The 22,373-nt window shown below is 73.4% G+C and carries 21 protein-coding genes; 2 read left to right on the top strand and 19 right to left on the bottom strand.

Annotated elements, in window-relative coordinates:
- Positions 1-2 precede the first annotated feature (2 nt).
- The 14 genes from AMK11_RS16450 to AMK11_RS16385 form a co-directional block, all read right to left on the bottom strand.
- Positions 3-791, bottom strand: a complete 789-nt coding sequence (locus tag AMK11_RS16450) for a 2-keto-4-pentenoate hydratase (RefSeq protein WP_073727707.1) — start codon at positions 789-791, stop codon at positions 3-5.
- On the bottom strand, positions 784-1,623 hold the full coding sequence (locus tag AMK11_RS16445; protein ID WP_073727705.1) for a MaoC/PaaZ C-terminal domain-containing protein: 840 nt from the start codon (positions 1,621-1,623) through the stop codon (positions 784-786). The genes AMK11_RS16450 and AMK11_RS16445 overlap by 8 nt, the downstream gene beginning before the upstream one ends.
- Positions 1,620-2,801 (bottom strand): lipid-transfer protein, encoded by a 1,182-nt coding sequence (locus AMK11_RS16440; RefSeq protein WP_073727703.1) that lies wholly within the window; start codon positions 2,799-2,801, stop codon positions 1,620-1,622. The genes AMK11_RS16445 and AMK11_RS16440 overlap by 4 nt, the downstream gene beginning before the upstream one ends.
- Positions 2,798-3,223, bottom strand: a complete 426-nt coding sequence (locus AMK11_RS16435) for a MaoC family dehydratase (protein WP_073727701.1) — start codon at positions 3,221-3,223, stop codon at positions 2,798-2,800. The genes AMK11_RS16440 and AMK11_RS16435 overlap by 4 nt, the downstream gene beginning before the upstream one ends.
- Positions 3,220-4,353, bottom strand: a complete 1,134-nt coding sequence (locus AMK11_RS16430) for an acyl-CoA dehydrogenase family protein (RefSeq protein ID WP_073727699.1) — start codon at positions 4,351-4,353, stop codon at positions 3,220-3,222. Before AMK11_RS16430 ends, AMK11_RS16435 begins: the two co-directional genes overlap by 4 nt.
- A complete protein-coding gene (locus AMK11_RS16425; RefSeq protein ID WP_073727697.1) occupies positions 4,353-5,315 on the bottom strand; it encodes a bifunctional MaoC family dehydratase N-terminal/OB-fold nucleic acid binding domain-containing protein in 963 nt (320 codons plus the stop codon). Before AMK11_RS16425 ends, AMK11_RS16430 begins: the two co-directional genes overlap by 1 nt.
- Positions 5,312-6,478, bottom strand: coding sequence for an acyl-CoA dehydrogenase family protein (locus AMK11_RS16420; RefSeq protein ID WP_073727695.1), 1,167 nt, complete (start codon positions 6,476-6,478; stop codon positions 5,312-5,314). The genes AMK11_RS16425 and AMK11_RS16420 overlap by 4 nt, the downstream gene beginning before the upstream one ends.
- 26 nt (positions 6,479-6,504) lie before the next feature.
- A complete protein-coding gene (locus tag AMK11_RS16415; protein ID WP_073727693.1) occupies positions 6,505-8,169 on the bottom strand; it encodes an AMP-binding protein in 1,665 nt (554 codons plus the stop codon).
- 211 nt (positions 8,170-8,380) lie between these two features.
- A complete protein-coding gene (locus AMK11_RS16410; protein WP_073727691.1) occupies positions 8,381-9,154 on the bottom strand; it encodes an SDR family NAD(P)-dependent oxidoreductase in 774 nt (257 codons plus the stop codon).
- A gap of 15 nt (positions 9,155-9,169) precedes the next feature.
- A complete protein-coding gene (locus AMK11_RS16405; protein WP_079187474.1) occupies positions 9,170-9,829 on the bottom strand; it encodes a PaaI family thioesterase in 660 nt (219 codons plus the stop codon).
- Positions 9,826-10,716 carry a MaoC/PaaZ C-terminal domain-containing protein gene (locus AMK11_RS16400; protein ID WP_073727689.1) on the bottom strand — a complete coding sequence of 297 codons (891 nt, stop codon included), beginning with the start codon at positions 10,714-10,716 and terminating at the stop codon, positions 9,826-9,828. Before AMK11_RS16400 ends, AMK11_RS16405 begins: the two co-directional genes overlap by 4 nt.
- A 2-nt stretch (positions 10,717-10,718) precedes the next feature.
- Positions 10,719-12,923: an acyl-CoA dehydrogenase gene (locus AMK11_RS16395; protein ID WP_073727687.1), complete on the bottom strand. Its 2,205-nt coding sequence runs from the start codon at positions 12,921-12,923 to the stop codon at positions 10,719-10,721.
- A 9-nt stretch (positions 12,924-12,932) separates the two neighbouring features.
- On the bottom strand, positions 12,933-14,093 hold the full coding sequence (locus AMK11_RS16390) for a steroid 3-ketoacyl-CoA thiolase (protein WP_073727685.1): 1,161 nt from the start codon (positions 14,091-14,093) through the stop codon (positions 12,933-12,935).
- Positions 14,094-14,271: 178 nt separating this feature from the next.
- Positions 14,272-15,018 carry an SDR family NAD(P)-dependent oxidoreductase gene (locus tag AMK11_RS16385; protein WP_073727683.1) on the bottom strand — a complete coding sequence of 249 codons (747 nt, stop codon included), beginning with the start codon at positions 15,016-15,018 and terminating at the stop codon, positions 14,272-14,274.
- Between the two features lie 215 nt (positions 15,019-15,233).
- On the opposite strand from AMK11_RS16385, the gene AMK11_RS16380 reads away from it, so the two are divergent.
- Together AMK11_RS16380 and AMK11_RS16375 are read left to right on the top strand one after the other, a co-directional pair.
- Positions 15,234-16,406: a Rieske 2Fe-2S domain-containing protein gene (locus AMK11_RS16380; RefSeq protein ID WP_073727681.1), complete on the top strand. Its 1,173-nt coding sequence runs from the start codon at positions 15,234-15,236 to the stop codon at positions 16,404-16,406.
- Positions 16,406-16,669 carry a ferredoxin gene (locus AMK11_RS16375; RefSeq protein WP_073727679.1) on the top strand — a complete coding sequence of 88 codons (264 nt, stop codon included), beginning with the start codon at positions 16,406-16,408 and terminating at the stop codon, positions 16,667-16,669. Before AMK11_RS16380 ends, AMK11_RS16375 begins: the two co-directional genes overlap by 1 nt.
- Before the next feature lie 60 nt (positions 16,670-16,729).
- On the opposite strand, the gene AMK11_RS16370 is transcribed toward AMK11_RS16375, so the two are convergent.
- From AMK11_RS16370 to AMK11_RS16350, 5 genes are read right to left on the bottom strand one after another with little or no spacing between them, the layout of a single operon-like run.
- On the bottom strand, positions 16,730-18,211 hold the full coding sequence (locus AMK11_RS16370; protein WP_073727677.1) for an FAD-dependent oxidoreductase: 1,482 nt from the start codon (positions 18,209-18,211) through the stop codon (positions 16,730-16,732).
- A complete protein-coding gene (locus tag AMK11_RS16365; RefSeq protein ID WP_073727675.1) occupies positions 18,208-19,137 on the bottom strand; it encodes a VOC family protein in 930 nt (309 codons plus the stop codon). Before AMK11_RS16365 ends, AMK11_RS16370 begins: the two co-directional genes overlap by 4 nt.
- Positions 19,138-19,158: 21 nt before the next feature.
- Positions 19,159-20,343, bottom strand: coding sequence for an acyl-CoA dehydrogenase family protein (locus tag AMK11_RS16360; RefSeq protein ID WP_073727673.1), 1,185 nt, complete (start codon positions 20,341-20,343; stop codon positions 19,159-19,161).
- An 8-nt stretch (positions 20,344-20,351) separates the two neighbouring features.
- The gene (gene dmpG / locus AMK11_RS16355) at positions 20,352-21,404 is read right to left on the bottom strand and encodes a 4-hydroxy-2-oxovalerate aldolase (RefSeq protein WP_073727671.1); all 1,053 of its coding nucleotides are present in this window, start codon (positions 21,402-21,404) and stop codon (positions 20,352-20,354) included.
- Positions 21,405-21,431: 27 nt separating this feature from the next.
- Complete coding sequence (locus tag AMK11_RS16350) at positions 21,432-22,355, bottom strand: acetaldehyde dehydrogenase (acetylating) (RefSeq protein ID WP_073727669.1); 924 nt, start codon at positions 22,353-22,355, stop codon at positions 21,432-21,434.
- Between the last annotated feature and the right edge of the window lie 18 nt (positions 22,356-22,373).

Here is a 22,373-nt window from a genome sequence, read left to right as displayed (position 1 = left end):
GCTCAGACGAAGGCGACCGACACGGAGCCGAGTCCCTCGAAGTCGGCCCGGAACTCGTCCCCCGGCCGCGCGTCCACCGCCCGGGTGCACGAGCCCGGCAGCACGACGTGCCCGGCCTCCAGACGGACCCCGTAGGAGGCCACCTTGCGGGCCAGCCACGCGACGGCCTCGGTCGGGTCGCCCAGTACGGCGCTGGTGTTGCCCCGGGCGATCTCCTCGCCGCCCCGGTACAGGACGGCGGCGACGTCGGCCGGGTCGAGGTCGGCCGGGCGGACCCGGGCGGCGCCGAGGAGCACACCGGCGGAGGACGCGTTGTCGGCGATGGTGTCGGCGAGGCCGATCTTCCAGTCCCTGATCCGGCTGTCGATGAGTTCGATGCTCGGCACGACGTACTCGGTGGCGGCGAGGACGTCCGCCGTGGTGCACCCCTCTCCGGGCAGGCTCCGGCCCAGCACGTACCCGATCTCGACCTCGATGCGCGGTTGGCAGTAGCGGCCGGTGTCGACGGGTGTCCCCTCGGTCAGCACCATGTCGGAGAGCAGGTGGCCGTAGTCGGGCTCGTCCACGCCCATCATCTGCTGCATGACCTTGGAGGACAGGCCGACCTTGTGCCCGTGGACCGTGACGCTCTCTTGCTTCAACTGCTCCCTGATGTTGAGGAGCTGGATCTCGTACGCGTCGGTGGCGTCGATCTCCGGGTGGGTGGTGGTCAGCGGCGCGACGGGGGCCCGGTCGCGTTGTGCGGTGCGGAGCAGTTCGGCGGCCTCGGCGCGTCGTGCGGCGTCAAGCATCGGGGGTCTCCTCGCGGGTCGGTGCGGCGGGGGCGAAGCGGGCGCGGCCGCCGGAGAGCACGGTGCGTCCGTCCTCGGCCGACGCCTCGAAGCGGACGCCGGTGTCGTCACCGGTCCAGCCGTGCAGGGCGAGCGGGTCGCCCGGGAAGACGGGGGCGGCGAACCGGGCCTCCAGCTCCGTCAGGTCGGCGGGGTGCGCGCCGAGGGTGTCGGCGAGGGGGAGCAGAGCCGCGGCGAGGGTGCACAGTCCGTGCAGGAACGGCCGGGGCATGCCCGCGGCCTTCGCGGCCTCGGGGTCGATGTGCATGGCGTGCCGGTCGCCGAGCAGCCGGTAGAGGGCCGCCTGCCGGGAGTGCGTGGGCGCGGTCAGCCGGTGGTCGGCCGGCCGGTCCGGGCGGCGCGGTGCGGAGGGCCCGCGCTCGCCGCCGAAGCCGCCTGTGCCGGGGGCGAAGATCGACCAGGTGGCCGTGAAGCGGTCGCAGTCCACCTCGACGTCGAAGACGGCGGCGGAGCCCTTGTCCCACACGCCGGAGACCCGGGCGGACGTCGTCAGCTCTCCGGAGCGCTCCAACGGACGCTTCACGGTGAGGCGTTGGCTGCCGTGCACGGCGGTGGTGACGTCGAAGGCGCCGAGGGTGCCCAGGGCGTCGGGCGCCCACTGGGCGAGGGTCAGCGCGAAGGTGGGCAGCACGCGCAGGTGCCGCTCGTACACGAGGTCCAGCCGGTCGGCTCCGGCGCCGACGGCGAGCGCGTACAGGATGGCGTCGCGTTCGGTGTAGGAGACCGTGCGGGTGCCGAGGCCGTGCCCCTGCCAGGCGTGGGTGGTGGTCATCGGTCGGCTCCCAGGATCAGGCCGCTGGTGGGGACTCCGGTGCCGGCGGTCACGAGCACGTGGCCGACGTCGTCGGGCTGGTTGACGGAGGTGCCGCGGACCAGGCGGACGCCCTCGGCGATGCCGTTCATGCCGTGCAGGTACGCCTCGCCGAGCTGTCCGCCGTGGGTGTTGAACGGCAGCCTGCCGCCGAGTTCCAGGTGGCCGTCGGCGATGAAGTCCTTCGCCTCGCCGGGCCCGCAGAAGCCCAGTTCCTCCAGTTGGGGCAGGACCAGCGGGGTGAAGTGGTCGTAGAGGACCGCGGCGTCCACGTCGTCGGGTCCGAGCCCGCTCTGCCGGTACAGCTGCCGTCCGACCAGGCCCATCTCGGGGATGCCGGTGATCGTCGGCCGGTAGTAGCTGGTCATCATGTGCTGGTCGGCGCCGAGTCCCTGGGCGGCGGCGCGGATCAGGGCGGGCCGGTGGGGCAGGTCGCGGGCCCGTTCGGCGGAGACGACGACCAGGGCCTGGCCGCCGTCGGTCTCCTGGCAGCAGTCGAGCAGTCGCAGCGGCTCGGCGATCCACCGTGAGTCGCGGTGGTCCTGGAGGGTGATGGGGCGGCCGTGGTACCAGGCGGCGGGATTGTTCGCGGCGTGCTTGCGGTCCACCACGGCGACGCGGCCGAAGTCGTCGGTGGTGGCGCCGTACTCGTGGAGGTAGCGGCGGGCGAACATGGCCACCCACTGGGCGGGGGTGCTCAGTCCGAACGGTGTCATCCAGGCGTACGCGGCCCGGTCGGCGGTGGTGTCCATGGGGCGGGCGGCCTGGCCGAGGCCGTAGCGCTCGCCGGAGCGCTCGTTGAACGCCCGGTAGGCCACGACGACTTCGGCGACGCCGGTGGCGACGGCCATCGCGGCCTGCTGGACGGTGCCGCAGCCGGCGCCGCCGCCGTAGCCGACGCGGGAGAAGAAGGTCAGGTCGCCCATGCCGGTGTTGCGGGCGACGTGGATCTCGGAGTTGGTCTCGGCGGTGAAGGTGACCAGGCCGTCCACGTCGGCGGGGGCCAGCCCGGCGTCGGCGAGGGCGGCGAGCACCGCCTCGCAGGCCAGCTGGAGTTCGCTGCGCCCGGAGTTCTTGGAGAACTCGGTGGCACCGATACCGGCCACGGCGGCGGCACGGGAGAGCGCGGGGGAGGTCATAGGTCCTCCCCCGGCAGCTGTACGGTCACGGTTCCGGTGACGTGGGCGCCGAGGCCGTTGGTGCCCTTGACGGCGACGTCGACGCGGCGGTCCTCGTCGGACTTCGCGGTCACCGTCCCGGTGAGCACCATGGTGTCGCCTGGGTGGTTGGGGGCGCCGAGCCGGATGCGGATGCCCTTGACGACGGCGGCGGGGCCGGCCCAGCCGGTGACGTACCGGTCGACCAGGCCGTTGCTGGTCAGGATGTTCATGAAGATGTCCTTGGAGCCGCGCTCGCGGGCGAGTTCGGGGTCGTGGTGGACGTCCTGGTAGTCACGGCTGGCGAGGGCCGTGGCGACGATCAGGGTGCGGGTGACCGGGATCGTCAGATCGGGCAGGACGTCGCCGACGGCCACCTGGTGGTACCCCCGGGTGCGGGTCATGCCGTCACCGCCTGGCCGGTCAGCAGGGCGCCGAGGCGTTCCAGGTCGGCGCCCGCCCCGCCGAGGGTGGTGGAGACCTGCTTGCCCCACAGGAAGTGGCGGTGCACCGGGTAGTCGGTGTCGACGCCGATGCCGCCGTGGACGTGCTGGACCCGGTGGACGGTGTTCAGTCCGCCCTCGGTGGCCCACCACTTGGCGACGAGGGCGGCCTTGTCGGCGTCACCGGCGGCGTCGGCGGCGTCGTCGAACGGCTCCTTCGACGCGTCCACGGCCTGCCACAGGGTGACCCGCATCGCCTCGATGTCGACGTAGCAGTCGGCGAGCTGGTGCTGGACGGCCTGGAAGGTGGCCAGCGGACGGCCGAACTGGTCGCGTTCACGCAGGTGGTCGGCCGCGTACCGGAGCGCGCCCCCGGCCACGCCGAGCTGTACGGCGGCCAGCGCCACGAAGACGTCGCGGACCAGGTGGCCCACGGTCCCGTCGCCCGGGGTGCCGACGGGTTCGCCGACGGCGTGGTGGAGGGTGAGGTGGGCGCTCAGGTCGTGGCTGGTGGTCTCCGCGTGCTCCCAGGAGACGCCCGGGGCGTCCGGGGCCACCAGGAACAGGCCCGGCCCGGCCGCCGTACCGGCGGTGACCAGGACGTGCCGGGCACCGGACGGCGACGGCACCACGGCCTTGGTGCCGGTCAGCCGCCACCGCGGGCCGTCGGCCACCGCCTGGGTCCGGGGGGCGAGCGGGTCGGCGGGGCCGAACTCCTCCAGGGCGAGGGTCGGGCGGGAGGTTCCGTCCGCGAGGCTCGGCAGCAGGTCGGCGCGCTGCCGTCCGCTGCCGTGGGCGGCGACGGCGAGTGCGCCGGCCAGTGCCGGCCACAGCGGCACCGGCGCCACCCGCCGGCCCTGCTCCTCCAGCAGTACGGCGAGGCCCGCGAGACCGAGTCCGGCGCCGCCGTCCGCCTCGGGCAGCACGGCGCCGAGGAGGCCGGCGGCGGCCAGGTCGTGCCACAGGTTCTCGTCGACGCGTCCCGGCGAGGTCTCCACCTGGCGCAACCGCTCGGGCGTCGCACGGTCGGTGAAGATCTCCCGCGCCAGGTCACGGACGGCTTCGAGCTCTTCTCCCAGGGAGAAATCCATCAGGGCGCCTCCGTCGGGGCGGGCCGGAGCACCGGCAGGGTCAGATCGGGATCGGCGTCCAGCCAGTCCAGGACGACGGGCATGCCGACGCCCACGTCCTCGGGCGCGACGCCGGTCAGGTTGGTGATGAGGCGGGTGCCCTCGGCGAGTTCGACGACGGCGACGACGTACGGGAGGTCGAAGGCGGGGTGCCTCGGGTGGTGGTTGACGACGAAGCTGTACACGTGGCCTCGCCCGGAGGCTTCCACGGTGTCCCACTCCAGCGAGTTGCACCGCGGGCAGCAGGGGCCCGGGGGGTGGCGCAGGGCGGCGCAGGCGGCGCAGCGCTGGATGAGCAGGCGGTGCTGTTTCGCGCCGTCGAAGAAGAAGGCGTTGTCGCGGTTGATCGCGGGGCGGGGGCGCGGGGCCGGCCGCGATCGCGCGGCCGGGCGGAACCTGAGCGTGCGCCAGCGTTGGGTGGCGACGGTCTCGCCGTGCTGGTCGGTGTACGTCTTGAGGGTGGTGACGAACCGCCCCACGCCCAGGCCGGTCTTCTTCTCCCCGGAGATCGACTCCACGGTCTCGCGGACGGCGACGTGGTCCCCGGGCGTCAGCTCCCGTTCGAAGGTGAACTCGGAGTCGGTCGCGACCACGGAGGAGTAGCCGCCCTCGTCGAGGAGGTCGGCCAGTTCGTCGAAGGCGGTGCGTGCGGCCGGCGGGGAGACGGTGGCCGCGTAGCCGCGCATCGTCCACGCCTGGACCATCGAGGCCGGTGCCACCACCCCCGTGCGCCCGGTGGCACGGGCCGCCGCCGGGTCGGTGTAGACGGGGTTGGTGTCGCCCATCGCCTCCGTCCAGTGCCGGATCATCGGCTGGTTGACGGGGTCCTGAGCGGGCGTGCGGGGGCGCAGTTCGCGCCCGGTGAAGGCCTGGAGCCGCTCCTCGTACCCGGGGCCCGGGCCGGTGCCGTCGTGCCCGCTCACGCGCCACGCCCCTTGCGCGGCAGTCCGAGTCCCTGAGTGGCGACCATGTCGCGCAGGACCTCGTTGACGCCGCCGCCGAAGGTGTTGACGATGCCCTGCCGGGAGAGCTGCTCCACCTGCCCGGCGAGCACCGCGCCGGGCGACTCGGGGCGGATGCGGCCGGCGGCGCCGAGGATCTGGGTCAGGGCGCGCTGGACGTCGATGTGGGTCTCGGTGCCGTAGGCCTTGGCGGCGCCCGCGTCGGCGCCGGTCAGGGTGCCTGCCGCGACGGCGGTGGTCATCCGCCAGTTCATCAGCCGCATGGCCTCCAGCCGGGCGTGGGTGCGGGCGAACTCCCGCCGCACCCAGGGAAGTTCGGTGGTGCCGTTCTCCGTGGCCCAGTCCAGGACCCGCTCCCAGAGCTGGATCATGCGGCCGCCGAGGGCGGCGAGGCCGATCCGCTCGTGGTTGAGCTGGGCGGTGATGAGCTTCCAGCCGCCGTCGACCTCCCCCACCACGTCGCCCGCCGGGACCCGTACGCCGCTGTAGTACGTCGCGGTGACGACCATGCCGCCGACCGTGCGGATGGGGCTCCAGGAGAAGCCGTCGTCGGTGGTGGGCACGATGAGGATCGAGATGCCCTTGTGCTTGGGGGCGTCCGGGTTCGTGCGGGCGGCGAGCCACACGTAGTCGGCGGTGTTGGCGCCGCTGGTGAAGATCTTGCTGCCGTCGACGACGTACGCGTCGCCGTCCCGGACGGCGCGGGTGCTCAGCGCGGCGAGGTCGGTTCCGGCCTCGGGCTCGGTGTAGCCGATCGCGAAGACGATGTCGCCGGAGAGGATGCCGGGCAGGAAGCGCCGCTTGTGTTCCTCGCTGCCGTGGGACATGAGGGTCGGTCCGACGGTGTTGACGGTGACGAACGGGAAGGGCAGTCCGGCCCGCTGTACTTCGTCGAAGAAGACGTACTGGTCCTCGACCGGCCGGCCCTGGCCGCCGTACTCGGTGGGCCAGCCGATGCCCAGCCAGCCGTCGGAGCCGAGCCGCTTGACGACCTCGCGGAAGCGGTCTCCGCCGACGCCCTCCTCGCCGACGCGCCGGCGTTCGTCCTCGGGCATCAGTCCCGAGAAGTACGCCCGCAGTTCCCGGCGCAGCTCGCGGTGCGCGGCGCTCTCGCGCAGTTGCATGTGGTTCTCCTTGGTTGTCGCCGCCGTCAGGGCAGGAAGCGCCCGCGCCCGTTGGCCAGGAACTCGTCGCGCAGCGCGGCCTTGTCCTCGTCGGTCATCGGCGTGTACGCGGGCGTGCCGCGGCCGGCCCAGCGGTACACGGGGTCGTCCGTGCGCCAGCCGTCGAGCTGCATCTCCTTCTTGCGCAGCTTGTTGGAGCCGGTGGTGGGCAGCGCGTGCGAGACCCGCACGAACCGCGGGGCGCCCTTGGTGCCCAGGTCCTCCTGGGCGGCCAGGAAGCCGGGCAGGTCCAGGTCCTCGAAGCGGGTGCCGTCGGGCAGTTCCACGGCGGCCATCACCTGGTCGCCGGAACGTGGATCGGGCACGCCGAAGACGCCGGCGGCGACGACCCGGGGGTGTCTGCGCAGGACGCGTTCGGTGAGCAGGGCGGAGATGTTCTCGCCGTCCACGCGGATCCAGTCCCCCGAACGGCCCGCGAAGTAGAAGTAGCCGGCCTCGTCGACGTAGCCGAGGTCCCCGGTCCAGTACCAGCCGTGCCGGACCCGTTCGGCGTTGGCGGCCTCGTTGTTGTAGTAGCCCTCGAAGCGGGCGGCGCCCTCGGTGTCGACGATCTCGCCGATGGCCTCCTCAGGGTTGCGGACCCGGCCGTGGACGTCGAGCAGCGCGGGCGGGCAGGTCTCGCGGGTGGTGGGGTGCACGATGCGGACGCCGTCGCGGGCGGGGACGCCGAGCGCGCCCACCGGTCCGTCGGTCACGCGCTTGAGCATGCCGGCGCCCTCGCTGGAGCCGTACCCCTCGACGAGCCGGCAGCCGAAGCGGCGCAGGAAGCGGTCGGCGTCCTCGGGGGACGCCTCGGTGCCGAAGGCGTGGGTGAGCCGGTTGTCGGCGTCTTCGGTCGTCTCGGGGCGGGCCAGGATGTAGCCGATGGCCTTGCCGACGTAGGTGAAGTAGGTGGCGCCGAAGTGTCGGACGTCGGGCAGGAATCCGGAGGCGGAGAACTTGGGGGTGAGGGCGATGCCGGCGCCCGTGGTCAGGGCCGGCGCCCACAGGGCCATCAGCGCGTTGCCGTGGAACAGCGGCATCGGGCAGTAGCAGGTGTCGGCGCGGGTGATGTCGTACTTGGCGCTGTTGGCGGCGCCGAGCGCGGCGAGCCTGCCCTGCGAGCAGATCGCCGCCTTGGAGGTGCCGGTCGTGCCGGAGGTCAGCAGGAGCAGCATCGTGGTGGTGGCGGTGACGTCGGGTGCGGCGCGCACGGGGGCCGGGCGTGCGGCGTGTGCGGCGAGACGGGCCGGGTACTCCGGGTCGTCGACGACCAGGAAGCGGTCGCGCTTCACGCCGGTGTCCAGGCCGTCGAGCAGGCCGAGGCCCGCCCGGTCGGTGACGATCAACTGGCAGTCGGTGTGCCGGACCTCGCGTTCGAGTTCGGCTCCGCGGCGGGTCGGGTTGATGCCGACGACGGCCCCGCCCGCGAGGGCGGCGGCGCCGAGCCAGAAGACGTACTCGGGCACGTTGTCCAGCAGGACGCCGATGTGGAAGGGCCCGTCGGTCCGCAGGTCGACGGCCCAGGCGGCGCGGGCGGCGCTCTCGGCCAGCACCTCGTCCCAGGTCCAGGTCCGTTCGCGGGTCAGCAGACCGGGATGGCCGTCGCCGGCGCGGGCGAGCAGCAGGTCGGCAATCGTCTGGTGTGGCAACGTCGGTCCCTCTCACCCGGTGGACGGGTTGCGGAGTCGGTACGGAGACGGGGGCGCGCGGACACGCCGGGTGCTCCGCGGTGGTCGTGGCGCACCGGACGGGGCGGCCGGTGTCGCCCGCCGTCGGCGAAGCTAGCCGCGGGTGGGCCGCCCCGGCGGGGGCGGTCCCGCTGACCGGGAGGCTTCCCGGGCGGGCCGGGCGGCGTCGGTGTCAGTCGAAGTTGGCCTGGCCGCCGTCCAGCGGCACCGTCGCCCCCGTCAGGTAGCGCGCGTCCGGGCCGCAGAGCATCACCACGGCGCGGCCGATGTCCTGCTCGCAGTCGCCGACGTAGCCCAGCGGGATGGACGCGCAGAACTCGGCGGCCTCCTCGGGGCGGGCCGCCTGCCACTTCGCGTAGGCGGGCGACACCGCGTGCGGGGCGATCGCGTTGACCCGGATCCCGTCGCGGCCCCACTCGTTGGCGGCCGCCCGGGTCAGGGTGCGCAGCGCGGACTTGGCGGCGGCGTACGCCCCGTAGGTGCTCAGGTCCCAGCGGACCATGGCCGAGGTGACCAGGTTGACGATCACTCCTCCGCCGGCCCGGCCGAGATGGGGGTGTGCCGCCTTCATGAACGCGAACGCGGCGAACGGCCCGCTCTCGAAGCCCCTGCGGAACTGCTCGTCGTCCAGGGACAGGAGCGGTCCGTAGCAGCCGGTGTAGGCGTTGTTGACCAGGATGTCGATGCCGCCGAAGCGTGCGGCGACGGCGTCGACGACGGCGGGGATGCGGTCCGTGTCGAGCACGTCTAGGACGAAGGGCTCCGCGCGTGCTCCTCTGGCCCGCAGCAGTGCGCAGGTGCTCTCCAGTTTCGCCGCGGTCCGCCCGAGTACGGCGACCGAGGCGCCCTCGGAGGCGAGGGCGAGGGCGATGCCCTGGCCCACGCCCTGGCCGGCCCCGGTGATGACGGCGACCTTGCCGTCGAGCGTGCGCGCCGGGTCTCCCATGGCGGTGCCCCTCCCTCAGCTCGGCCTCGGCAGCTGCTTGTTGACGAACAGGCCCTCCGCGGTGACGCAGACCTTGCCGCCGGCCGAGATCTCGCCGGAGGTGCGGATGCGGGAACCGTCCACCGAGTCCTGCCGGCCGGTGACGGTGAGCGGCTCGAACAGCGGGGTGGGCCGCAGGTACCGCAGGGTGAGTTCGGCGGTCATGCCGGACGGGCCGGCCCAGTGGTTGGCCACGCCCAGCGTGTGGTCGAGGAGCAGCGCGGAGACGCCGCCGTGCACGTGGCCGGGTGGCCCCTGGTAGGGCAGGTCGAGCGTGACGGTGCCGGAGACGGAGCGGTCCTCGGCGCCGTGCAGGGCCAGCGGCGGGGCGAGGGCGTTCTCCGGGCCGGTGACGGGGTCGTGGCGGGTGACGCCCTCGCCGCGCCACATCTCGGCGAGGCGTTCCGGGACGGTGGGGGCCTTCTCGGTGAGCTCGTCGGCGAGGGCGTCGAGGCGGGCGGCGATGCCGTCCATGTCGGCGCCGGTGCCGTCGCCGGCCCGCAGCAGCGCGGTGACGAGCCGGCGGGCGGCTGCGACGGCTGTGTCGACGCCGTCCGGGTGGCGTTCGGCCACCAGGCGGGGGCCGGTGGCCGGGCCTGTGGTCGGGCCGGTGGTGTCGTGGGCGGGGACGTTCATGGGCGCACCGTCGCCTTCGCGTGGGTCAGGACGGGCGCGCCGTCGCGTTCGGGGCAGGCGGTGTGCAGCAGGAGCCGCTCGGTGCCGTCGTCCGCCGGTCCGTCGCGCCATACCGAGGTGGTGAGGGACTCGCCGGGCACCAGGGGGCCGGCGAAGCGGACGGCGAGGCCGGTGAGGCGGGTGACGTCGCCGTCGAGGAGTCCGTCGACGAGGGTCTTGGCGAGCAGCCCGTAGGAGGCGAGTCCGTGCAGGACGGGCCGTTCGAAACCGGCGGAGCGGGCGAAGGACGGGTCGGCGTGCAGCGGGTTGAGGTCGCCGTTGAGGCGGTACCACAGGGCTTGTTGGGGGCTGGTGGCGGTGGTGAGCACGGTGTCGGCGGGCCGTTCCGGTGCCGTCGGTTCCTCGTCGGGTCCGGGTCCGGCGCCGAAGCCTCCTTCGCCGCGGGCCCAGATGCGGGTGGTCGTGGTCCACAGCGGTTCGCCGCCGGGTGCGGTGGCCGCGGACTCCAGCACGATCAGCGCCGCCCTGCCCTTGTCCCACACCTCGGCGACGCGTGAGCTGAGCGTCGCGGCGCCCGAGGCGGGCAGGGGCCGGTGCACGTCCAGTCCCTGGCCGGCGTGGAGCACGGCCCGCAGGTCGACGTCGATGCCGGGCAGGTGCAGGCCGGGCGCGGGGCCCTCGCCCGCGGAGATGCCGGTGCCGGCGACCACCGCGAAGGTGGGCAGCACGGCGAGGTTCTTCTCGTAGGTGAGGTGCAGTTCGGGGTCGGTGGCGGCGTCGGCACCCGCTCCCAGGCTGAGGTGGTAGAGGAGGACGTCGCGGGTGGTCCAGCGGATCTCGCGGACCGACGGCGGCGCGGTCAGCGCCTTCTCGCGGTCGATGGGCATGGTCAGCCTTTCCGGGTGGGCTCGGGGTCGCGCGGCAGGCCGAGGAGGCGCTCGCCGATGATGTTCAGCTGGACTTCCGTGGTGCCGCCCGCGATGGACAGGCAGCGGGAGTTGAGGAACATCCACATGGGGTCGTGGCGCTGTCCCTCCCCGCTCAGCGCGGCGTCGCCGAGCCAGTCGACGCAGGTCTCCCAGACCCGCTGCTGGTGTTCGACGCCGAGGAGCTTGGCCACGGACGCCTCGGCGCCCGGCTGCTGTCCGGAGACGGTGCGCAGGGTGGTGCGCAGGCCGAGGACGGCGCCGGTCTGCGCGTCGCAGAGGTGGCCGCCGAGGACGGTGAGGCGTTCGTCGTCCAGGCCGTCCGAGGCGGCGGCGAGCTCCAGCAGGGTTTCGGCGCCGGAGCCGACCGAGTCGTGGGAGAGGGCGACGCGTTCGTTGGCGAGGGTGGTGCGGGCGAGTTTCCAGCCGTCGCCGGGCGCGCCGACGAGGAGGTCGTCGGGAATGAACACGTCGTCCAAAAACACCTCGTTGAACTCGGCCTCGCCGGTGATCTGCCGCAGCGGGCGGATGTCGATGCCGGGGCTGGTCATGTCGAGGAGGAAGTACGAGATGCCCTGGTGCTTGGGCACGGTGGTGTCGGTACGGGCGAGCAGGACGCCCCAGTGGGCGTCGCGGGCCATGGACGTCCACACCTTCTGCCCGGTGACGCGCCAGCCGCCGTCGGTCTTCCGGGCCCGGGTGGTGAGGCCGGCCAGGTCGGAGCCGGCGCCGGGTTCGCTGAACAGCTGGCACCAGACGATGTCGCCGCGCAGGCTGGGCGTGAGGAAGCGCTCCTGCTGGGCCGCGTCGCCGTGGGCGATGAGGGTGGGTACCACCCAGCCGCCGATGATCATGTCGACGGGGGTGAGGTCCGCGGCCCGCAGCTCCTCGGCGATGACCAGCTGGGTGACCGGGTCGGCGCCCTTGCCCCAGGGGGCGGGAAGGTGCGGGGCGGTGTAGCCGTGGTCGGCGAGGTGGGTGAGGCGTTCCCTGCCGTCGAGTCCGGCGGCGGCCCGCAGTTCGGCGCGGACGTCCTCGCGCACGGTCTCGGCCTCCGGCGGCAGCTCGACGCCCAGTCGGCGCCGGGTGCCGTCCAGTGCCAGGCGGGCCACGCGGCGGCGCCAGGCGGCGGCCGGGCCGAGGGCGGTGCGCAGGGTCTGGGCGCGGCGCAGCGCGAGGTGCGCGTCGTGTTCCCAGGTGAAGCCGATGCCGCCGAGCACCTGGACGCAGTCCTTGGCGGCGACGAAGGCGGCTTCCGTGGCGACCGCGGCGGCGACGGCCGCGGCCAGCTCGGCCTCCCGGAGTTCCTCCCCGGTGCCGTCGGGAAGGGCGTCCTGGGCGCGGGCGGCGTCCCAGGCGCAGGCGCGGGCCTGTTCGGCGTGGGCGAGCATGCGGGCGCAGCGGTGCTTGACGCCCTGGAACTGGCCGATCACGCGCCCGAACTGCTCCCGTACGCGGGCGTGGTCGGCGGCGGTGGTGACGCAGCGGTCGGCGATGCCGGAGGCCTCGGCGGCGAAGAGGGTCGCGGCCAGGTCGTGGGGGCGCCGGGGGTCGAGGCCGAGGAGGTCGGCGGCGGGGACGGGTACGGAGCGGGCGGTGACGCGGGACGAGCGGCGGGTGAGGTCGTGGCTGCGGACGTCGTCGGTGTCCACGGCCGCGCGGGGCAGCACGAGCCAGGTGGTGCGGCCGTGGTCGGCGGCGGGGAGCACGAACAGGTCGGCGAGGTGCCCGCCGACGACGAGGTCCGAGGTGCCGCTGACGGTGACCGTGCCGTCGGCGGCGCGGGCCAGGGCGAGGGTGCCGGGGCCGACCCCGACCGCGCCCACGGTGGTTCCGGCGGCGAGCGCGGCTAGGTGGGTGCGGTGTCCGGCGGCGTGCAGGACGGCGGAGGCGAGGGTCGTCGGCAGGAAGGGGCCGGGGGCCATGGCGCGGCCCAGTTCCTCGGTGACGACGGCGAGTTCGAGCAGGCCGTAGCCGGCGCCGCCCGTGTCCTCCGGCAGGTGCAGGCCGAGCAGGCCCTGTGCGGCGAGGCCGCCGAAGTGCTCGGGGAGCGTCTCCTTCGCGGCGTCGGCGGCGGAGCGCAGGGTGGCCTCGGTGATGTGCCGGGTGGCGAAGGCCCGCACGGCGTCGCGCAGGTCGCGGTGGTCCTGGGTGAGCCCGATGGTCATGACGGCTCCTCAGACGCGTTCGATGACGGTGGCGGTGGAGTGCGCCCCGCCGGCGCACATGGTGATCAGCGCGGTGGACTTGCCGGTGCGTTCCAGTTCGTGCAGGGCCTGGGTGACGAGGCGGGCCCCGGTGGAGCCGACGGCGTGGCCGAGCGCGATGGCCCCTCCGTTGACGTTGACCTTGTCCAGGTCGGCCTTGTGGACCTGCGCCCAGGACAGGACGACGGAGGCGAAGGCCTCGTTGATCTCGACGAGGTCGATGTCGTCGAGGGTCATGCCGGCCTTGCGCAGTACCTGTTCGGTGGCGGCGACGGGGCCGTCGAGGTGGAAGTAGGGGTCGGAGCCGACCATCGTGGAGGCCACGATGCGGGCGCGGGGACGCAGGCCCGCGCGGGCGGCGCGTGTGCGGCTCATCAGCAGGACGGCGGCGGCGCCGTCGCTGATCTGTGAGGAGTTGCCGGCGGTGTGGATGCCGTCGGGCAGGACCGGGGCGAGGGCGGCGAGGGCTTCGGCGCTGGTGTCGCGCAGTCCCTGGTCGCGGGTGACGAGGGCCCTCTCGCCGGTGGGGCCGTCAGGGCCGGTGACGGGGGCCTCGACGGGGATGATCTGCCGGTCGAAGCGGCCCTCCGCCCAGGCCCGGGCGGCCTTGTGCTGGGAGGCGAGGCCGAGGGCGTCCGCGTCGGCGCGGGTGATGCCCCGGTGCCGCGCGATGCGCTCGGCGGCCGTGAACTGGTCGGGCATGTCCAGGGTCCAGCTGTCCGGGACCGGGCTGCCGGTGTCGGGGGTGAGCGCCTTGCCGAGGAAGACGCGGCTCATGGACTCGACGCCGCAGCCGATGCCGGTCTCGACGGCGCCGGCCGCGATCAGTCCGGCGACCAGGTGGATCGCCTGCTGGGACGATCCGCAGGCGCAGTCGATGGTGGTGCAGGCGGTGGTGTGCGGGAGCCCGGTGTGCAGCCAGGCGTTGCGGGTGACGTTGTTGGACTGCTCACCGGCCTGGGTGACACAGCCGCCGACGACCTGTTCCACGGTGTCGGCCGGGATGCCGGCGCGCTCCACGAGGCCCTTCTGGGCGAGGCCGAGGAGTTCCGCCGGGTGCAGCCCGGACAGGGCGCCGCGGCGCCGGCCGACCGGTGTCCGCGCGGCTTCGACGATGACTGCCTCGGTCATGGTTCTCCGTAGGGGGTGAGGGTCCACGGGCGGGCCGCGGACGGACTGACTGGGTGGCTGTCGGGCCAGCGGGCTGACTGGCCGATGCCGCGAAACTAGAATTCGTTCTCGAAATGGGCAAGATCCAGTCCCGCTGAGTGGCCACGGCCCCCCGCGCCGCGAGTGGTGGGGTGGCCCGTCAGATGTGCGACCCCCCGTCGACCCGCAGCTCGGCGCCCGTGAGGTACGCCGCGTCCCGCGACGCCGCGAAGGCGATCACGCCGGCGATCTGTTCCGGTTCGGCGGTGCCGAACGGCGCCCGGATCCGCCCGTAGTACGACACGTCCAGCTCCGGCGGCAGCGTCTGCGGTCCCGCCAGCGGCGTGGCGACCGAGCCGGGCGAGACGGGGACGACGCGGATGCCCCGGTGCGCGACCTCCGCGGCCAGGGACAGCGAGAAGCCGAGGACGGCTCCCTTGGAGGCGGCGTACGCGGTCATGTACGGGTTCCCGTGTGCCGCCGCCGACGAGGCGACGTTGACGATGACGCCGGTGCGGTCCGGGAGCAGGGGGAGCGCCTCCCGGCAGAACAGGGCGGTGCCGACCGTGTTGACCGTGAAGAGGCGCTGCATGTCGGCGACCGTCAGACGGTGGATCGGTGTCGTCCGGTGGATGCCCGCCACGTTCACCAGGACGTCGATCCCGCCGAGCGCCTCGGCGGCCGCCGCCACGGCGCCCACCACCGCGTCCTCGTCGGCGACGTCGGCCACGTGGGGCGTGACGCGCCCGGGACCGGTGGCCGCGGCGACGGTCCCGGCGAGGCCGTCACCGGACCGGTCGACGGCGAAGACGGTCGCGCCCTCGGCGGCCAGCCGCAGGGCGGTGGCCCGCCCGATGCCGGAGCCCGCCCCGGTGAGCAGGACTTTCGCACTGTCGAAACGGTTCATCTCGGCTCCTCGCTGCGCCTGCCGGTGGACGGAGCGGCGGACGGTACCCGCCGGGGCGCCCGGCGGGCGCGCCCGGTCCCACCGACCGGGACCGCCCCCTCACCGGCACCGGTGAACAGCGGTTCCGGTCAGTGGGACTCCCCCGCTCGGGCGCCGCGGTCCGGTCCTACCGTCCGGACCGTGGAGACCACGCGTCCTGAGGGGATGAGAGCAACGTGAGCGCAGCCGAGTCAGCACACGACGACGTCCGGGCCATCGAAGCCGCCGCGGCACCCGCCCGCTTCGCACGCGGCTGGCACTGCCTGGGTCTCGCCGAGAAGTACAAGGACGGCAAGCCGCACTCGGTGCGGGCCTTCGGCCAGAAACTGGTGGTGTTCCAGGCGGGCGACGGCACGCTGAACGTGCTGGACGCGTACTGCCGCCACATGGGCGGCGACCTCTCCCAGGGCACCGTCAAGGGCGACCAGGTCGCCTGCCCGTTCCACGACTGGCGCTGGGGCGGCGACGGCCGCTGCAAGCAGATCCCGTACTCCAAGCGGGTCCCGCTGCGCGCCCGCACGGCGGCCTGGCCGACCCTGGACCAGGACGGCATGCTCTTCGTCTGGAACGACCCGGAGGGCAACCCGCCGCCGCCCGACGTGACGATCCCCCGCATCGAGGGCGCCACGAGCGACGAGTGGACCGACTGGATCTGGTACGAGACCGTCGTCGACGCCAACTGCCGCGAGGTCGTCGACAACGTCGTGGACATGGCCCACTTCTTCTACGTGCACTACTCCTTCCCGACGTACTTCAAGAACGTCTTCGAGGGCCACACCGCCACCCAGTACATGCGCGGCACCGGCCGGCCCGACGCCCGCCCCCAGGAGCAGGACGACAGGCCGAGGACCACCGGCAGCAACTCCGTGGCCTCCTACCACGGACCGTCCTTCATGATCGACGACCTGACCTACCACTACGCCGACGCCGATGACGTGCGGTCCGTCCTGATCAACTGCCACTATCCGGTGGACGCGAACCGCTTCGTCCTCCAGTACGGCATCGTCGTCAAGCGCTCCCGGTCCCTGTCGGGCGAGGCGGCCGACGAACTCGCCGCCGGGATGGCCCAGTTCATCAAGCTCGGTTTCGAGCAGGACATCGAGATCTGGAAGAACAAGACCCGCATCGACAACCCGCTGCTGTGCGAGGAGGACGGCCCGGTCTACCAGCTCCGCCGCTGGTACGAGCAGTTCTACGTCGACGCCGCCGACGTGACGCCGGAGATGACCGACCGCTTCGAGTTCGAACTGGACACCACGCGGCCCGTCGAGGCGTGGCAGAAGGAGGTCGAGGCGAACCTCGCCCGCAAGGCCGCAGCCACTGCCGCCGCAGAGAGCCGGCCGGTCTGATGCGGCTCGACAACCGGCTCGCCGACGGGGCGCCGATGCGTCCGCTGGCCTGCGAGCGGTGTGCCGCCGAGGTCCTGGTGCGCAAGAGCAGCTGGCAGCAGACGAGCGTGCAGTGGAACGCCCGGGCCACGGCGGCCTGCTCCGAACGGGACGGGGCAGGCGGGGCCTTCGAGGGCTGCCGGTCCCTGAGCGACACGATCCGCGAGGCGGCGCTGTGCGGCACGATCGAGGTGGTGGACGGCGGCGCCGACCGGGACCAGTAGCAGGGCCGGGTACGCGCACCTCGCGCGCACCCGGCCTCTCCCCGTACCCGCTCCCGTCCCTTATCCGCCCGCCGCCGCGATTCCCGCCCGGCGGCCGAAGAACGTGCCGTCGCCGAGCGAGGTGCCGCTGACGTACCCCTCGCCGTGGATGCCGGACGCCGCCCGCCCCGCGGCGAACAGTCCCGGCAGGACGGAGCCGGACACGTCGAGCACCGCGCCGTCCACGGTGGTGCGCAGCCCGCCGAGGGTGAAGCCCGCGGCGCCCGTGCCGGCCCCCGCGCTCGGCCGCCCGCCCTGGTGGAAGCCGGCCCTGGGGTCGATCGCCGCGAAGGGGCCCTGAAGTGGGCGTAGCCAGCGCGTGTCCTTGTGGAAGTACGGGTCCCGCCCGCTCGCCGCGTACCTGTTGTAGGTGGCGACGGTGGACTCCAGGGCGCCCGCCGGCATGGCCAGTTCCCGTTCCAGCTCGTCCAGGGTCTCGCAGACGAACCGGGGAACGACGCCCCACCGTTCGCGCTCGGGGACCGCCTCGTAGCCCTCCTCGTCGACGATCACCCAGTAGGGGCCGGGCTGGGTCCGTACGGCGGCGACGCTGAACAGGCCGGGGTACACGTCCTCGTTGACGAAGCGCTGCCCGTGGCCGTTGACCAGCATGCCCCGCACGGCCAGGGCGGGCAGCGCGGTCAGGGCGAGCTGGACGACCCCCATCCGGCGGGTGGCGGCGCCGATCGCACAGGCCATCCGGATGCCGCTGCCGTCGTCCAGTCCGTCGCTGACCCTGCCGTGGGCGAGCAGGTGCGGGGCGTGGTCGGCGAGCATCTCCTCGTTGTCGGCGAAGCCGCCGGTCGTGAGCACCACCCCCTTGCGCGCCCGGTACGCGAGGTCCTCGCCGTGCCGCCGCGCGGTGACGCCCACGACCCGGCCGGTGCCGTCCTCCACGATCAGCGCGGTGGCCAGGGTGTCGGCGTGGACCACGGTCCCGGCGTCCTCGGCGGCGGAGACCAGCTTCTCCATCACCAGCCAGCCGCCGTACGCCTCGGTGGCCGCGCGGTGACCGCGCGGGGCGGGCCGGGCGATCTCGTTGTACGGCCAGGCGTTCTCGCCGAGCCACATGAGGCCGTCGCGGGTGGTGGGCATCCAGGTGGGCGCGTCCCACAGGGTCGGCTCGAAGGCCAGCCCCCGGTCCACGAACCACTGGAAGTGGGCGACGCTCTCCTCGCAGTACAGGCGGAGCTTCTCCTCGTCGGCGTGCGGGCCGAGGGCGGCCCGGAGGTAGCCGAACATGTCGTCCGGGCCGTCCTCGAAACCGCACGCCTTCTGCACCTCGGTGCCGCCGCCCAGGTAGAGCTCGCCACCGGACAGGGCCGACGAGCCGCCGGGGCCACCGGCCCGGTCCAGGGCCAGGACGCCGGCGCCCGCCGACGCGGCCTCGAACGCGGCGGCGGCCCCCGCGCAGCCGAGGCCGACGACCAGGACGTCGGTCTCGGCCGTCCAGCGGGTGACCGTTGCCGCGCGGACCGGGGTCACCGGGCGGGCGGTGCTCACGGGGCCGCCGCGGGCGGGGTGAAGGCGGCCAGCGGCTCGGAGCCGGACCAGTCGTGGCCCCAGTAGCTGTCGGCGGTGATCTCCTCGGCCGTGTAGTGCCGTTCGTCCACGCGCATGCCGTCGCAGCCGTACTCGATGTCCCAGCCGCCGGGGGCGCGCACGTAGAAGGAGACCATCTTGTCGTTGGTGTGGCGGCCCAGCGTGGAGGAGAGCGAGAAGCCCTCCCGGTTCACGTTGTCCAGCGCGCGGCCGACCGCGTCCAGGGTGTCCACCTCGACCATGAGGTGGACCAGTCCGGGTTCGCCGCTGTGCGGGGCGGGGCAGACGGCGAGGCTGTGGTGGCGTTCGTTGACGCCCATGAAACGCACCCGGCGGGGCGGCGCGTCGGGCGCCTGGCCGCTGAGCCGGATCCCGCCGCGGGGCAGGAAGCCGAGCACCTCGGTGTAGAAGGCGACGGTGTCGTCCATGGCGGTGGTGGGCAGTACGACGTGGCCCATGCCCTGTCCGCCGGTGACGAACCGCTGTCCGAGGCCGGTCAGGACGGGGCTGTGGTCGAGGATCGGCGCGAAGAACACCTCGACGGGCACGCCGGCCGGGTCCTCGAAGGCGATGGCCGCCTCCACGCCCCGGTCGTCGGCTTCCTCCTGGCTCAGCATCTTCACGGGCGTGCCGGACGCCTCGACGGCGCGGCCGACGGCGGCCAGGGCGAACTGGTCGCGGACCTCCCAGCCGACGGAGAGGACCCGGTCGCCGTCACCGGGCAGGACGGTGAGCCGGGAGCGGCGTTCGTCCATGCGCAGGTAGAGGCCGTCGGGGTCGGGCCCCGAGCCTTCGGCGAAGCCGAGCGCGTCCACGGTCAGCTCGCGCCAGCGGTCGACGTCCCGGGTCTGGACGCGGAGGTATCCGAGCCCTCGTATCTGTGTCATGTGTCGTCCTCTCCCTGGTCGTCAGATCATCGAGCGCATCGGGCCGTGCGGCGGTTCCACGCCGATCTCCGTCAGCGCCGAGGCGTGGAAGACCGAGCCGGGCACGTGGATGGCGTGGGCGAGACCGGTGTGCGCGTCCCGCCAGAACCGCTGGATGGGGTTGTCGAGCCGCATGGCGTTGCCGCCCGAGCGCGCCACGATCTCGTCGACGGCGCGGACCGCCCGCCAGGCCGCGGCGGCCTGGGTGCGGCGGCCGACGGCCCGCCGCTCGAAGCTGATCTCCTGTCCGGCGGCGACCATGTCGTACATCCGGCACACGTTGTCCAGGAGCGCGGCCCGGGAGGCGGCGATCTCGGCCGCCGCGTCGCCGACGGCGTAGAGGACGTAGGGGTCGTCCCTCACCGCCTGGCCGGTGATCTGCACGCGGTCGCGCTGGTAGGCGAGATGGTGGGCGAGGGCGCCCTCGCACATGCCGATGACGGCGGAGGTGATGCCGAGCGGGAAGGCGGCGGAGAACGGCAGCCGGTAGGCGGGGTTGGTCAGGCCGGACTCGGCGGCCAGGGAGCCGTCGACCACCTTGGCGTACTCGATGACCCGGTACGCCGGGACGAAGGCGTCCTTGACGACGACGTCCTTGCTGCCGGTGCCGCGCAGCCCGACCACGTTCCAGGAGTCCTCGACGATCTCGTAGTCGGCGCGCGGCAGGATGACGTGCACGGACTGCGGCGGGCTCAGCCGATTGCCGTCGGCGTCGGCGAGGAAGCCGCCGAGGAAGATCCACCGGCAGTGGTCGGTGCCGGAGGAGAACTGCCAGCGGCCGTTGAAGACGTAGCCGCCGTCCACGGGCCTGAGGACACCCATGGGCGCGTACGGGGAGGCGATCCAGGTGTCCGGGTCCTCGCCCCAGACCTCCTCCTGGACGCGCGGGTCGGCCATGGCCATCTCCCACGGATGGACGCCGACGACGCCGGCGACCCAGCCGGTGGCGCCGTCGCAGGCGGCGATCCTCATGACGGTCTCGGCGAACTCGCGCGGGTGCAGTTCGAGTCCGCCGTACGCCTTCGGCTGGAGCATGCGGACGGCGCCGACGTCCCGCAGGACCTTGACGGCCTGGTCGTCGAGCCTGCCGAGCGTTTCACTCACGGGACCGAGGGCGCTGATCTCGTCGGCGCGCGCCTCGACGGCCTCGAGTACGGGATTGGTCATGCCTCGTCTCACTTCCCCGGGGAGGTCTGGGCGGCGGCTCGGTCCTTCTCGGCCAGGGCCACCGCGATCTCGATGAGCTGGTCCTCCTGGCCGCCGACGAGCCCCCGGCGCCCGGCCTCCAGCAGGATCTCCGCGCCGGACACCTGGTACTTGTCCGCCTGGCGGGCGGCGTGCTTCAGGAAGCTGGAGTAGACGCCGGCATAGCCCATGGTCAGCGACATGCGGTCGAGCAGACACTCGCCGTCCATCACGGGCCGTACGACGTCCTCGGCGGCGTCGACGATCTTGAGTACGTCGATGCCGGTGCGGATGCCGAGGCGTTCGGTGACGGCCGCGAACGCCTCGACGGGGGTGTTGCCGGCGCCCGCGCCGAAGCGGCGAGTGGAGCCGTCGATCTGGGTGGCTCCGGCGCGCACGGCGAGGACGGAGTTGGCGACGCCGAGGCCGAGGTTCTCGTGGCCGTGGAAGCCGACGCGGGCGTCGTCACCGAGTTCGGCGACCAGGGCGGCGATGCGGTCGCTGGTCTCCTCCATGACGAGGGCGCCGGCGGAGTCGACGACGTAGACGCACTGGCAGCCGGCGTCGGCCATGATCCGGGCCTGACGGGCCAGTTCCTCGGGCGGCCGGCTGTGCGACATCATCAGGAACCCGACCGTCTCCAGGCCCAGTTCACGGGCGAGGCCGAAGTGCTGGACGGCGATGTCCGCCTCGGTGCAGTGGGTGGCGATCCGGCAGATGGCGGCGCCGTTGTCGGCGGCCTCGCGGATGTCGTCCTGGAGGCCGAGGCCGGGCAGCATCAGGAAGGCGATCTTCGCGCGCCGGGCGGTCTGCACGGCGGCCTTGATGAGTTCCTGCTCGGGGGTGTGACTGAAGCCGTAGTTGAAGGAGGACCCGCCGAGGCCGTCGCCGTGGGTGACCTCGATGACGGGGACGCCCGCGTCGTCGAGGGCGGCCACGATGGAGGTGACGTGGTCGACGGTGAACTGGTGCTGCTTGGCGTGCGAACCGTCCCTGAGGGACGAGTCGGTGACGCGGATGTCCAGGTCGGTGCTGTAGGGCATGACTCGTGTACTCCTCGGTGAGCGGGGTCAGGCGCCGGCGCGGCGGGCGGTGATCCGCTGGGCGAAGCCCTCGCCGACCTTGGTGGCGGCGGCGGTCATGATGTCGAGGTTCCCGGAGTACGGGGGCAGGAAGTCGCCCGCTCCCTCCACCTCCAGGAACACGGCCACGCGGGCGAGTCCGCCGCTGACCGTGCTCGGCTCGTCGTACTGCGGTTCGGCGCGCAGCCGGTAACCGGGCACGTAGGAGGCGACTTTGGCGACGGTCTCGTGGATGGACGCGGTGACGGCGGCGCGGTCGGCGTCGGCGGGGATCGCGCAGAAGACGGTGTCCTGCATGAGCATGGGCGGTTCGGCCGGGTTGAGGATGATGATGGCCTTGCCCTTGGCGGCGCCGCCGATGGTCTCGATGCCCCGCGAGGTGGTGCGGGTGAACTCGTCGATGTTGGCGCGGGTGCCGGGTCCGGCGGACGGTGAGGCGACGCCGGCGACGATCTCCGCGTAGGAGACGTCGGTGATCCGGGAGACGGCGTGCACGATCGGGATGGTGGCCTGTCCGCCGCAGGTGATGAGGGAGACGTTCGGGGCGTCGAGGTGATCGCCGAGGTTGACGGCGGGCACGACGGCGGGGCCGACGGCGGCCGGGGTCAGGTCGATGGCCTGGATGCCGAGTTCGGCGTACCGGGGCGCGTTGGCCTTGTGGACGTACGCGGAGGTGGCCTCGAAGACGAGGTCGGGCCGCTCGGGGCCGGACAGCAGCGGGTCGACGCCGTCGGCACTCGTGTGCAGCCCGTGGTCGGCGGCGCGCTTGAGGCCGGGGCTCTGCTCGTCGATGCCGATCATCCAGCGCGGCTCGATGGTCCCGGAGCGCAGGAGCTTGTACATCAGGTCGGTGCCGATGTTGCCGGATCCGACGATCGCGGCGGTCGCCTTGGTCACTGTTTCGAACCTCATCCGAGTCGAGGAAGGGCA

The organism is Streptomyces sp. CB02414 (assembly GCF_001905385.1).
In the GTDB taxonomy this organism is placed as follows: Bacteria; Actinomycetota; Actinomycetes; order Streptomycetales; family Streptomycetaceae; genus Streptomyces.
The sequence above is the reverse complement of the archived record's forward strand: the minus strand, read 5'-3'. Positions and strand labels throughout refer to the sequence as shown.